This window comes from Francisella sp. SYW-9 (assembly GCF_008711465.1).
Classification (GTDB): domain Bacteria; phylum Pseudomonadota; class Gammaproteobacteria; order Francisellales; family Francisellaceae; genus Francisella.
Genome location: NZ_VXKQ01000049.1, coordinates 1 through 11,186, shown reverse-complemented (window position 1 = coordinate 11,186; position 11,186 = coordinate 1). Strand labels below are relative to the sequence as shown.

Here is an 11,186-nt window from a genome sequence, read left to right as displayed (position 1 = left end):
TAGAAATATGGGGCTTTTTCGTTTCTGGAATCTTAATTAATCATAATAATTGATATATCTGTTTTTAGAAGTATTATTAAAGTAGAATAAACTATTTCTTTATAAGTTATGAACCTACAAGAAAATGAAAATATTCTATTAGAATTGAAGCCAGATAGATCAAGTATTATTTATTTCTTTATTATAAAGCTTTGGCATAGTTCTTTTTTAATTATAGCTATTGCTGTAATGTTTTTTTCAAAGCTTAATAAGACAACTATAAACTATGATATGTTAACAAATACTGTATTAGTTATTTTTGTATTGCTAATTATTTACTTTATAGTTGCTTGGTTTTTTATTCGAAGAATTATCAACGGTTATAGTTACACTATAACAAATCAACGCTGTATTCTTAAATATGGTTTTTTATATCTTAATCGTAGAGATATTCCATACCGGAATATAAATGATGTAAATCTTAGGTCAAATATTATTGAGAAGATGTTTAGGTTAGGATCTGTGTATATTAATGATATTAGTACCGCAATGAGAGTAAATACAAGAATGTCTAATAATACTTGCCGAATGGAAGGACTGACACTTCAAGAATGTGAGAAGGCTATAGATTTAATTAGTGAGAATATTCAAAAATATAGATCAAAATAAAGATTAGCTACTCCTATGTTAAGTATTGAAAAACTATTCCGAAATTTAATATATCTACATTTTAGGTAGTGTAACTAAAATACATAATTACATTAGTTTTTGTCATTTTAATAAGTTTTTTTGCTATTCGTTAATAATATAGCTGTAGAAGTAGTGAATGTTTTATATGTAAAGCTATAATTTATATTAAAACTATTAATTTATTTTTAAGGAAATATAAAGGTAGGAATTCCTTTAGAAATTCATGCTAATGAAAATAGAGTTACGGCTACTCCAGATAGTATTAGCAATATAATAAAGTTAGGGTTTGAAGTTATAGTTGAAACTCAAGCAGGAGTTAAGTCTTAGTCTTATTTTACTGATCAGAGTTATGAAGAGGCAGGTGCTAAAATAGTTACTAATATAGAAGAAGTATTTACTTCAGATATAGTTTTGAAAGTTAACCCACCTGAATATAATGAAAAATTAGCTAAACATGAGTCTGATTTATTAAAGCAAGGATCTACATTGATTTGTTTTGTTTGGCCTGCTCAAAATATGCAATTATTAAAAAAAATGAGTGCGGCTAATATAAATGTATTAGCAATGGATTGTGTTCCAAGGCTTTCAAGATCTCAATCTTTGGATGCATTGAGCTCAATGGCTAATATAGCAGGTTATAAGGCTGTAGTTGAGGCTGCTAATCATTTCGGCCGTTTTCTATGAGGACAAATAACTGCAGCTGGTCGTGTCCCACCTGCAAAAATTCTTGTTATTGGTGCTGGAGTTGCAGGACTTTCAGCAATTGGTACAGCAGGTAATTTAGGAGCTATTGTAAGGGCATTTGATACTCGAACAGAAGTAAAAGAGCAAATTCATAGTTTAGGCGCAGAATTTCTTGAAATTAATATCAGATTCTGGGGATGGATATGCTAAAACCATGAGTCAAGCATATATTGATGCAGAGATGAAATTATTTGAAGAACAAGCAAAAGATGTTGACATTATTATAACTACAGCGTTAATTCCTGGTAAACCAGCACCAAAATTAATCACTGAAAAAACTGTAGGTTTAATGAAACCAGGAAGTGTAGTTGTTGATTTAGCTGCACAAACATGTGGTAATTGTGAATTATGTAAACCTAATGAAATTACAGTTACTAATAATCATCTGACCATAATTGGTTATACAGATTTGCCTTCAAGACTACCTTCTCAATCATCGAGGTTATATGCGACAAATGTGATTAATTTATTAAAGCTGCTAACTCCTGAAAGAAATGGTCAAATTAATATTAATTTTGATGATTTAGTTGTAAGAGGAGTAACTATTCTTAAAGACGGTGAAATTACTTGGCCTGCGCCACCAATTAAGGTTAGTGCGACGACTACTAAGGATGTAAAAAAAGAATCTAAAAATATAGAAAATTTAGAAAAAAGTAATGAAAATAAAAAAAATAGTAGGTATTTTTTCTATATTAGTATTAGCTTTGCTCCGAAAGAGTTTTTGGGGCATTTTAATGTATTTATATTATCTTGTGTTATTGGATATTATGTAGTTTGGAATGTTATACACTCTTTGCATACACCTTTAATGAGTGTAACTAATGCTATTTCAGGAATTGTTATCGTAGGAGCAATATTACAATTAGATAGTAATATTTTAATAGTGAAACTATTAGCTTTTATAGCGGTATTAATCATTAATATTAATATTTTTGGCGGTTTTTTTGTTACCAAACGTATGCTTAGAATGTTTAAGAAATAGGAGAGCAAGGATGTTACATGGATTAGTTACTGTGGCGTATATCATTGCTGCTATTTGTTTTATTTTAAGTATAGCTGGGTTATCTCATCAAGAGTCTGCTAAAAGAGGTAGTTTTATTGGTATTTTAGGTATGATAATTGCATTAGCTGCAACTATATTAAGTAGCTCAATTAGTGGGGTTATTATTGTTCTTATTGCAATATTGTTGGGAGGTATATTAGGCATATATTTTGCTAAGAAAGTCGAAATGACTCAGATGCCAGAGTTAGTTGCTGTTTTACATAGTTTTGTTGGAGTAGCTGCCGTTTTTATTGGATATAATAGTTATATAATAAGTGTGGGATTTGACAAAGCTGTTATATTTGATCTAGATTTGGGTATCCATCTAGTTGAAATATATTTAGGGATCTTTATTGGGACAGTTACTTTTATAGGCTCACTTGTAGCATTTGGTAAACTAAATGGCCTATTAAAATCTAGAGTTTTAACATTACCTCATAGACATAAGTATAAGTTAAATTTAATAGCACTAATTGTAATAGTAGTTTTATTAGTCTATTTCATAGCTATAAACCAAAGTATATTAATATTGATATTAATGACAGTAATAGCCTTATTCTTTGGTTGGCATTTAGTTGTTTCTATTGGAGGCGCTGATATGCCCGTTGTTATTTCAATGTTAAATTCGTATTCAGGATGGGCTATAGCAGCAACAGGTTTTATGCTACAGAATGATTTATTAATTAGTACAGGCGCTTTAGTTGGATCTTCAGGTGCTATTCTTAGTTATATTATGTGTAGGGCAATGAATAGATCGTTTTTTTCTGTTATTGCAGGAGGGTTTGGTACTGTTACTAAATCCATATCATCAGAAGAGGGAGAGTATCATGAAGTAACAGCCGATACTGTAGCAGATATGTTGCGACAGGCAAATGAAGTCATTATTACTCTTGGTTATGGAATGGCTGTAGCTCAAGCACAGTATCCTATTTTTGAGGTGGCAGAGTGTTTGCGTAAGCAGGGAGTTAATGTTCGTTTTGGAATTCATCCTGTGGCCGGTAGACTACCTGGACATATGAATGTGTTACTTGCAGAGACTAAAGTTCCTTATGATATTGTCTTGGAAATGGATGAAATAAATGAAGATTTTTCTAATACTGATGTCGTACTAGTAATTGGAGCTAATGATACTGTTAATCCTGCTTCAAAAGAGCCAGGAACACCAATTAGTGGGATGCCTGTGTTAGAAGTATGGAATGCAAAGCATGTAATAGTGTTTAAAAGAGGTATGTCATCAGGCTATGCAGGGGTAGAGAATCCTTTATTTTACAAAGATAATACTAGTATGCTTTTTGGAGATGCAAAAGTAAGTATAGAATCTGTCTTCAAAGCATTATGATTAGAAAAAGTATAATTTCTTATTCGCTATTTGCTAAAAGAATATAATCTTTTGGATTATCTGGACATTGATATAATCCACACTCAAAAAATATTGATACGACATTTGCGAAAACAACTAGTATAAAAATTAGAAAAATTATATTTGTAAATAAGCGAACTTTTTTATTTTTGGCTTCAGAGATTTCTTGAGGTTCTTGGCGGATCTCATATTGTTTTGGATAAGACATAATTATAGCTATATAGATAATAGCTACCATAGATATTACAAATACCCAACTATACATATGCATACCTAGGACTTTAGAGCCAAAACCAACAGGGTCTGTAACATGTAAGGCAATTTGTCTAAGTGATACAAACGATGTAAATACAGCAGATAAAAGTGATAAAGCATAATGACTTGGTCTTACATGAAAGCGTATATTAAGTAAAAACCCAAAGCCTATTGCTAATAATCCTAAACGCTGTAGAAGACATAATGGACAAGGTAACTCATCCATAAAAAATTGAAAGAAGAAGGCAGCTATTATGATTATAGCTATACCTATTGCTTCAATAGCGCTTATAGCTTTTATTAAATCTTTTGATATTATTTTATTCATAATAACATCCTCTTATAAATATATTGATAACTGACTAGTTGCATGATGTAAGAATACTAAGCTTGCTATAATAAGAAATATACTGAAAATTATTACTGCATAGCGACGATTAAACCAAGCAGTTATTGCTGAAGTTAGAAGTAAAATAAAACTTATAAGTATTCCTGGCATAACCTTTCTCTCCTCATAAAGTGTTTTATACACCTTAATAATAACAGTTAATAGTTTTATTTAATATATCTGGTTTTGACTTCTTTGATATAAAACTTATAGGAGATGTGAAGTTTTGAGAAAAGATTTAGAATAATTAGTTATAGAAAATTATTGTAATATTGGAGCTGAATGTTGTACTGCTTGTTGTACTGCGCAAGCACCATTTCCACATGCATAAAAAGCTGAGCCTATACTAATAATCGTTAATATAACAAATATTACAAATATTATGTGAGTAATAGTTCGAATTAATTTATTACTAGATTCAGACACTTCTTTAGCTGTTCTATTGTGAAGATCATACTGACCAGAAAATGACATAACTATAGCAATATATACTAGATATATGATAGATATTACAAATACCCAACTATACATATGTACACCAAAAAGTTTTGGACCAATGCCTATTGGATCAAGCATATGAATACTTATTATCTTTAAAGAAACAAGTAATGTAAATACAGTAGCTAACAGTGAATATGCGTAATGACTTGGACGAATATGGAAATGTGTATTTAGTAAAAAACCAAATCCCATAGCAAGTAGTCCCATTCTCTGTAATAAAATAAGAGAGATAGGTTTTGGCATATTGTACATACTAAATTGGAAATAGAAGTCTATAATAATAATTACGGTTATAACTATAACTTCTATAGCACTTAAAATCTTCATGTTATCTTCAGCACCGGATCTTGTCATGATAAACTCCCTATTTATACGTACATTGCTACATGTTGGCTTGCGTGGTGAATAAACACTCCACTAGCAACAATTAAAAATATGACAAAAAATACTTGTCCTCCACGGCGGTTAAACCAAGCAGTTACTACTGATATTAGCAACAATATAAGGCTTATTAATATACCTGGCATAGTTTCTTCTCCTACGGTAAATTTTTATGTTTAATAATAACATAAGTTAACTAAATTATTTTATATATATTTTAGAGGTTTTTTTTTTAATAAAAAGTATATTTCATACCACTATCTAAAATCATTATAAGAATATTATATGATTTGTCATTTTGGATCAAATTTAACAGTTTTTTAGCAACAAAATAATTTGCTCCACTACTATGTCCAGCATAGATACCTTGTACACTTGCTAGTTGATGGCATACATTTATTGCTTCATGGTCTGTAAGCCGTATAATTTCGTCAATATATTTTAAGTCCGTTGATTTACAAAATACAGGGTACCTGGTCCTTCAACTTTATAACTGTATATATTTTTAGGATTAGGTTTTCCATTGTAAAAGATATCATAATACACAGTCCCTTTGGGATTAGGCATAATAATTTTAACATCTAGAAATTTTTTATTAAAATACCATTTGTTTTATTGATTATAAAATTTAGCTATTATAGCTACTAATGATGTGCCCATATTGTCAGAGCTTGCTTCAACGATTACTTGATTAGGTTTTATTTGCTTAGTTTTTATAAGGTTTTCTAATATATATTTTGCAAAGATATTATGCTTAGTATCCAGCTTTTTAAGCTTAATTATGGGAGTATTACCAATTAAGGATAACATATTTTCTTAGATGAATTCTTAAACTAATATATTTTAACAAAATGTCTAAAAAATATTTATTTTTAAAATATATTTGTATAGAAATTATACTTAATAAAATTTATATAAGAAAAGCTTATATAACATATAAGAATAAGAAATTTTATATAGTTTGTAGTTGATGATAGGCTATGAGCTAAATAAAACATTCTATGTCTGGATAAATATTTATATGAAAAAAATTTTTTTAATTTCTACGGTCTTAATTGTTCTATTTTCATGTGCTACAGCATTACAACGTGAAAATATTGAAAACGTAACATTTATATCTAATCAAAAACCATCTTATAGTCAATATGATAAGATGAGAAGTATGGAAGATAGAATTAGTTCTGCGCGTTAGTAGGTAAAGTAGCAAATTATTTTCCAATACAGAAACTTGAGAAGATTTCCCCTAATAAGTCATCTGAACTAAATTCTCCAGTAATAGTATTTAAATACTCTTGAACTATTAAAAGTTCTTCGGCAAGTAGCTCACCATTTCCAAGATTTAATTGTTCTTTTGCTAGAGTTATATGCTCAAAGGCTTTGTTTATTGCAGTAACATGTCTTTCACGAGCAGTATATATACTTTCATTTTGATTCGTGTAGCCTACTTTTTTAAGTATATGATCTTTTAGTTTGCCGATGCCAATATTATTTCCTGCAGATATATATATGTGGTTATCCTGATTTTGAGGGGTATTTTTAAGTAGATCTATTTTGTTATGAACATATGTAATATCGATATCTTTAGGTATTTGATCATAAAACTCAGGAATGATCTCTTTAATATCGCTAAATTTAACATTACTATTGGTATAGTCATCAGTTACAAAAAGAACTTGGTCTGCTTCTTGGATCTTAGAAATAGCTCTTTTAATACCTTCACTTTCTATAATATCATCACTACTACGTAAGCCTGCAGTATCAATTATATGCATTGGTACGCCATTGATTTGGATATGTTCTTTAACTATATCTCTAGTTGTACCGGCAATTGATGTTACAATCGCTGATTCTTTACCAGCAAGCGCATTTAAAAGACTAGATTTCCCAGCATTAGGTTTGCCAACTAATATTAAAGTAATACCTTCGGATAATATGACACCTTGTTTACAGCTATTTTTCACATCTAATATAGTTTTATATATTAGTTCTAGAGAATTGTGTATTTTTGTATCTTCTAAAAAGTTTATTTCCTCTTCTGGAAAATCAATAGAGGCTTCCACATACATTCTTAAGTAAATTAGTTTTTCTAGAAGATTATTGATCTCTTTAGAAAAATCACCTTGCAATGATTTAGCTGCAGATTTAGCAGCAACTTCTGATGATGCATTTATAATATCTGCTACAGCCTCAGCTTGAGCTAAGTCAAGTTTATTATTTAAGAACGCTCTTTCAGTGAATTCACCAGCTTTAGCCATACGTGCACCACAGTTTAAGGCAGCTTTTATAATTAGATTAAGTATAAAAGGGTTGCCATGTGCTTGAATCTCAACGACATCTTCACCAGTATATGAAAAGGGCGCGCTGAAATATATTGCAATACCATTATCTATAACTTCTTGATTGTTATAGATAGTACAAAATGTTGCATATCGAGGTTTAAGTTGTTTTGAAGTAAGCTTTTGTGATATTTCTAAAGCATTTGGACCTGATATTCTGATGATTCCAATACCACCATTGCCTTGAGGAGTTGCTATCGCAACAATAGTATCTTTTGTGTACATTGTTTATTTTAATTTTTGGTTAGAGTTGGAATTTTCGTGAGAATCTTCTTCTTGATCAATGACTCTACCTTTCTTGCGGCCATTTTTATTAAAGAAATCTGCATTTTGTTTCATTATTCTTCTACGTAGAATAAATGAGGATATCATTAGGAAAATTATTAAAAATACAAATATTGGAGCAAAAATTATAAACGACACTACCGCGACTAAGATTAGCCCTAGTGATGTTAAAATTTGTTTCACATTGTTGTTCATTTCTTTTCTTTATAATATTTAGCTTGTATAATGTAAGTATATCACTTTAGTGGTTATTATAAATAGGGCTCTAAGAGTTTATATTATAAATTTGAAGAGTCCGGTGTTCAAAAACTGGAGGTTTATTTATGAATATTCAAATTACTGGTAGGCACGTAGAAGTTACTGATCCAATTAAAAGTTATGTGGGTGAAAAAATAGGAAAAGTAGAGCATTACTTTGATCATATAACATCTACGAAAGTTATCTTAGCTGTTGAAAAAGAGCAGCAGGTTGCTGAAGCTATAGTAATTGTACCTGGTAGTGAGTTTGTGGCAAAAGCTGAAGATAAGGATCTTTATGCAGCTATTGATATGTTAGAAGATAAATTAGCCCGTCAACTTAAAAAACATAAAAATAAAATGAGATGTAATCATAGTACTGCGCCAGCTCATAGTGAATAATTCTTCTTACTCAAAACATAATTTAATCAATTTATGAATTTAAAAGCTCTTATAGATAAAAAAAATATTATCTTGAATCTTAATATCGAATCTAAAAAACGTTTGATAGAATTTATTGCTAATAGACTAGCCGTATCATATCCTGAAGTTGATGAGGATTCTGTGCTGAGCAGTATTTATAGTAGAGAAAGGATAGGTAATACTTACATCGGTAAAAATATATATATTCCTCACTGCAGGGTTAAAAACTTGGACACTACAAAAATAATTATAGTAACACTCAAAAATAAATATCATGATGATTCTGTTGATGAGGATATAAAAATGGCAATAGGAGTATTTTTCCCCGATAATATTTCTGAAATTCATATAGAATTATTAAAACAACTAGCTTTGTTTATTAAAGCAGATAAAACACAAAGATACTTTGACCAAGTAAAAACGGTTGATGATTTATATAAGTTAATTACTAGTACATATAATGGATAAATTATTAAAAAATATAAGAATAGTGCTTGTGGAGCCATCGCATAGTGGTAATGTTGGCTCTACAGCAAGAGCGATGCTAAACATGGGACTAACGAACCTTTGGCTTGTGAATCCTAAAAAAGGTATAGATGATGAAGCTATCGCGTTGTCTTGTCATGCTACAGGAGTGGTGAAAAGTGCAAAGATAGTTAGCTCACTAGATGATGCGTTAGAGGGAATCGATTATGTAGTTGGAACAAGTGCAAGGGTGCGAAGAGTTTCATTACCAATAGAGCCTATATCAAAGGTAGCTACAAATATTCTAAATAAAATTCAGAAATCTGATGAAAAAGTTGCAATACTTTTTGGTCGTGAAAGAACAGGTCTTTTGAATGAAGAGCTTTTGATGAGTAATGTTCATGCATATATTCCTTCAAATGAAGGTTATACATCCTTAAATTTAGCTCAAGCAGTTCAGCTAGTTGCTTATGAAATACATAAGCAGATAATTGAAGTTACAGATGTTAAAGATGTTCCTGAGTATAATCACCTACATAAAAAAGCTTCTATAAAAGAGCTACAAGGTCTTTATCAGCATCTTGAGAATAGTATGATAGAGTCTGGTTTTTTAGATAAAGATAAGCCAGGACATGTTATGGATAAGTTAAAAAGGTTATTCCAAAGAAGTGAACTAGAAAGCCAAGAAGTAAATATTTTAAGGGGTTTCTTAAGCTCTCTAGATAACAAAGGGTAAACAAATTTAAATGGTTATATTAGGTATAGATGAAGCTGGAAGAGGTCCTTTATCTGGTCCTGTAGTTGCTGCGGGAGTTATGTTAGATAGTAATAGTATTATTGAAGGTCTTAACGATTCTAAAAAACTTAGTGATAAGAAGCGAGAATTACTATATAAAGAGATTATTTTAAAAGCAAAAGCTTATTCAATAGTCGAGATTTCACCTCAAGAGATAGATGATTTAAATATCTTGCAAGCTACATTAAAAGCGATGAAGCAAGTTGCTGATAATTTAGTAGGGCAGTTTGATAAAGTCTTGGTTGACGGTAATAAGCTACCACAATGGAATTATAACTCAGAAGCAATAGTCAAAGGTGATTCCAAAATTTTAGAAATATCAGCTGCTTCAATATTAGCAAAAGTACATAGGGATAAGATATGTTTAGAACATGATAAAATCTATCCAGAGTATGGTTTTGCTAAGCATAAAGGCTATCCAACAAAAGCGCACCTAGAAAATATAAAGCAGTATGGTGTTTTAGATATCCATAGAAAAAGCTATAAGCCTGTTGCTAATTTATTGAAGCTAGATTAAAGAAGTTATGAAAATATTATCAGATAGTAAAAATATTAATCTAAGAAAGGCTAATCAAAATGATGTGGACTTTATAGTTAGTTTAGAAAATGATGCTGATAATAATTTATATATTGGTAAATGGGACAATGAGACTCATATCTTAGCTTTAGAAAATAAAGATATAGTATATTTCATAATCCAAGATAGTTTATCTAAAAATGTTGGATATGTGATAATTACTGATTTATTTAATGAGCATAATTCAATTCATATCAAACGCATTGCTATTGATAAATCTAGTAAAGGTAAAGGCTATGGAAAGCAAACTTTAAAGCTTATATTAAAATGGATCTTTAATAATACTCAGGCTCATAGAGTATGGTTAGATGTTAAAGATTATAATTTTAGAGCTGTCCATATTTATAAATCTATTGGATTTGTTATTGAGGGAACTTTAAGAGATTGTGAATTTAATGCTCTAAAAAATCAATATGAATCATTTCATATAATGTCTATTCTCAGGGAAGAATATAAGAGAAATTTAAATAAAGATATGTGAGCCTTTCCAAATAAGTGTGTAAATTCACTTACACAAACCTCTGAATTCTATCTTCAAACTCAATAGCGAAAAAAGGCATAACCTCACTCCAGTATCTCACAGGCATAGACCATTTTTTAGTCAAATAATCTATAGCCAAATATAAAGATTTGAAAACAGAGTCATCTTTAGGAAATATTTTTTTAGGGGCTGTCCTAGATAACTAAGTTATGTTAGGATGGTTTTGATGAGAAAAAGTAGGTTAAGT

Annotated in this window: 17 protein-coding genes and 1 pseudogene; 11 read left to right on the top strand and 7 right to left on the bottom strand. The window is 30.1% G+C overall.

All coding sequences use genetic code 11. The features are described from left to right. Nucleotides 1–108: 108 nt before the first annotated feature. The 5 genes and pseudogenes from F3D62_RS12285 (at nucleotide 109) to pntB (ending at nucleotide 3,794) form a co-directional block, all read left to right on the top strand. Nucleotides 109–648, top strand: coding sequence for a PH domain-containing protein (locus F3D62_RS12285; protein WP_150468535.1), 540 nt, complete (start codon nucleotides 109–111; stop codon nucleotides 646–648). 216 nt (nucleotides 649–864) lie between these two features. Next, a pseudogene (locus F3D62_RS13015) lies at nucleotides 865–1,353 on the top strand (hypothetical protein). A gap of 6 nt (nucleotides 1,354–1,359) precedes the next feature. Continuing rightward, entirely contained in the window at nucleotides 1,360–1,563 is a 204-nt protein-coding gene (locus F3D62_RS13300; protein ID WP_411961325.1) for a hypothetical protein, read from the top strand. Nucleotides 1,564–1,567: 4 nt separating this feature from the next. After that, the gene (locus tag F3D62_RS12280; RefSeq protein ID WP_411961324.1) at nucleotides 1,568–2,395 is read left to right on the top strand and encodes a Re/Si-specific NAD(P)(+) transhydrogenase subunit alpha; all 828 of its coding nucleotides are present in this window, start codon (nucleotides 1,568–1,570) and stop codon (nucleotides 2,393–2,395) included. A gap of 10 nt (nucleotides 2,396–2,405) precedes the next feature. After that, entirely contained in the window at nucleotides 2,406–3,794 is a 1,389-nt protein-coding gene (gene pntB / locus F3D62_RS12275; protein WP_150468534.1) for a Re/Si-specific NAD(P)(+) transhydrogenase subunit beta, read from the top strand. A 19-nt stretch (nucleotides 3,795–3,813) separates the two neighbouring features. On the opposite strand, the gene F3D62_RS12270 is transcribed toward pntB, so the two are convergent. The 5 genes from F3D62_RS12270 to F3D62_RS13295 form a co-directional block, all read right to left on the bottom strand. Beyond that, on the bottom strand, nucleotides 3,814–4,398 hold the full coding sequence (locus tag F3D62_RS12270; protein WP_150468533.1) for a disulfide bond formation protein B: 585 nt from the start codon (nucleotides 4,396–4,398) through the stop codon (nucleotides 3,814–3,816). A gap of 12 nt (nucleotides 4,399–4,410) precedes the next feature. After that, on the bottom strand, nucleotides 4,411–4,569 hold the full coding sequence (locus tag F3D62_RS12840) for a DUF5993 family protein (protein WP_191092624.1): 159 nt from the start codon (nucleotides 4,567–4,569) through the stop codon (nucleotides 4,411–4,413). 150 nt (nucleotides 4,570–4,719) lie between these two features. Next, nucleotides 4,720–5,313 carry a disulfide bond formation protein B gene (locus F3D62_RS12265; protein ID WP_150468532.1) on the bottom strand — a complete coding sequence of 198 codons (594 nt, stop codon included), beginning with the start codon at nucleotides 5,311–5,313 and terminating at the stop codon, nucleotides 4,720–4,722. Nucleotides 5,314–5,327: 14 nt separating this feature from the next. Beyond that, nucleotides 5,328–5,486, bottom strand: coding sequence for a hypothetical protein (locus F3D62_RS12835; RefSeq protein ID WP_191092623.1), 159 nt, complete (start codon nucleotides 5,484–5,486; stop codon nucleotides 5,328–5,330). Between the two features lie 466 nt (nucleotides 5,487–5,952). Continuing rightward, nucleotides 5,953–6,150 carry a hypothetical protein gene (locus F3D62_RS13295; RefSeq protein WP_224732699.1) on the bottom strand — a complete coding sequence of 66 codons (198 nt, stop codon included), beginning with the start codon at nucleotides 6,148–6,150 and terminating at the stop codon, nucleotides 5,953–5,955. A gap of 211 nt (nucleotides 6,151–6,361) precedes the next feature. Between F3D62_RS13295 and F3D62_RS12830 the strand changes: the two genes are divergently transcribed. Beyond that, nucleotides 6,362–6,532 (top strand): hypothetical protein, encoded by a 171-nt coding sequence (locus F3D62_RS12830; RefSeq protein WP_191092622.1) that lies wholly within the window; start codon nucleotides 6,362–6,364, stop codon nucleotides 6,530–6,532. Between the two features lie 16 nt (nucleotides 6,533–6,548). Here F3D62_RS12830 and mnmE read toward each other — a convergent pair whose 3' ends face one another. Both mnmE and F3D62_RS12825 read right to left on the bottom strand, forming a co-directional pair. Continuing rightward, on the bottom strand, nucleotides 6,549–7,901 hold the full coding sequence (gene mnmE, locus F3D62_RS12255) for a tRNA uridine-5-carboxymethylaminomethyl(34) synthesis GTPase MnmE (protein ID WP_150468531.1): 1,353 nt from the start codon (nucleotides 7,899–7,901) through the stop codon (nucleotides 6,549–6,551). 3 nt (nucleotides 7,902–7,904) lie between these two features. Continuing rightward, on the bottom strand, nucleotides 7,905–8,156 hold the full coding sequence (locus F3D62_RS12825; protein WP_191092621.1) for a hypothetical protein: 252 nt from the start codon (nucleotides 8,154–8,156) through the stop codon (nucleotides 7,905–7,907). 128 nt (nucleotides 8,157–8,284) lie between these two features. Between F3D62_RS12825 and hpf the strand changes: the two genes are divergently transcribed. Genes hpf through F3D62_RS12225 form a run of 5 tightly spaced genes read left to right on the top strand, consistent with a single transcriptional unit; the run spans nucleotide 8,285 to nucleotide 10,939 of the window. Then, nucleotides 8,285–8,599: a ribosome hibernation-promoting factor, HPF/YfiA family gene (gene hpf, locus F3D62_RS12245; RefSeq protein WP_150468529.1), complete on the top strand. Its 315-nt coding sequence runs from the start codon at nucleotides 8,285–8,287 to the stop codon at nucleotides 8,597–8,599. Between the two features lie 33 nt (nucleotides 8,600–8,632). Further along, a complete protein-coding gene (locus F3D62_RS12240; RefSeq protein ID WP_150468528.1) occupies nucleotides 8,633–9,088 on the top strand; it encodes a PTS sugar transporter subunit IIA in 456 nt (151 codons plus the stop codon). Then, entirely contained in the window at nucleotides 9,081–9,821 is a 741-nt protein-coding gene (locus F3D62_RS12235; RefSeq protein ID WP_150468527.1) for an RNA methyltransferase, read from the top strand. The genes F3D62_RS12240 and F3D62_RS12235 overlap by 8 nt, the downstream gene beginning before the upstream one ends. 10 nt (nucleotides 9,822–9,831) lie before the next feature. Further along, nucleotides 9,832–10,398: a ribonuclease HII gene (rnhB, locus tag F3D62_RS12230; protein WP_150468526.1), complete on the top strand. Its 567-nt coding sequence runs from the start codon at nucleotides 9,832–9,834 to the stop codon at nucleotides 10,396–10,398. A 7-nt stretch (nucleotides 10,399–10,405) separates the two neighbouring features. Beyond that, complete coding sequence (locus tag F3D62_RS12225) at nucleotides 10,406–10,939, top strand: GNAT family N-acetyltransferase (protein ID WP_150468525.1); 534 nt, start codon at nucleotides 10,406–10,408, stop codon at nucleotides 10,937–10,939. Nucleotides 10,940–11,186 lie beyond the last annotated feature (247 nt).

Coding starts and splice junctions, on each gene's coding strand:
- F3D62_RS12235 (WP_150468527.1), top strand. CDS start 9,081: ATGGATAAATTATTAAAAAATATAAGAATAGTGCTTGTGGAGCCATCG.
- F3D62_RS12285 (WP_150468535.1), top strand. CDS start 109: ATGAACCTACAAGAAAATGAAAATATTCTATTAGAATTGAAGCCAGAT.
- pntB (WP_150468534.1), top strand. CDS start 2,406: ATGTTACATGGATTAGTTACTGTGGCGTATATCATTGCTGCTATTTGT.
- F3D62_RS12265 (WP_150468532.1), bottom strand. CDS start 5,313: ATGACAAGATCCGGTGCTGAAGATAACATGAAGATTTTAAGTGCTATA.
- F3D62_RS12225 (WP_150468525.1), top strand. CDS start 10,406: ATGAAAATATTATCAGATAGTAAAAATATTAATCTAAGAAAGGCTAAT.
- F3D62_RS12825 (WP_191092621.1), bottom strand. CDS start 8,156: ATGAACAACAATGTGAAACAAATTTTAACATCACTAGGGCTAATCTTA.
- hpf (WP_150468529.1), top strand. CDS start 8,285: ATGAATATTCAAATTACTGGTAGGCACGTAGAAGTTACTGATCCAATT.
- F3D62_RS12240 (WP_150468528.1), top strand. CDS start 8,633: ATGAATTTAAAAGCTCTTATAGATAAAAAAAATATTATCTTGAATCTT.
- F3D62_RS12280 (WP_411961324.1), top strand. CDS start 1,568: ATGAGTCAAGCATATATTGATGCAGAGATGAAATTATTTGAAGAACAA.
- mnmE (WP_150468531.1), bottom strand. CDS start 7,901: ATGTACACAAAAGATACTATTGTTGCGATAGCAACTCCTCAAGGCAAT.
- F3D62_RS13295 (WP_224732699.1), bottom strand. CDS start 6,150: ATGTTATCCTTAATTGGTAATACTCCCATAATTAAGCTTAAAAAGCTG.
- rnhB (WP_150468526.1), top strand. CDS start 9,832: ATGGTTATATTAGGTATAGATGAAGCTGGAAGAGGTCCTTTATCTGGT.
- F3D62_RS12840 (WP_191092624.1), bottom strand. CDS start 4,569: ATGCCAGGAATACTTATAAGTTTTATTTTACTTCTAACTTCAGCAATA.
- F3D62_RS12835 (WP_191092623.1), bottom strand. CDS start 5,486: ATGCCAGGTATATTAATAAGCCTTATATTGTTGCTAATATCAGTAGTA.
- F3D62_RS12830 (WP_191092622.1), top strand. CDS start 6,362: ATGAAAAAAATTTTTTTAATTTCTACGGTCTTAATTGTTCTATTTTCA.
- F3D62_RS12270 (WP_150468533.1), bottom strand. CDS start 4,398: ATGAATAAAATAATATCAAAAGATTTAATAAAAGCTATAAGCGCTATT.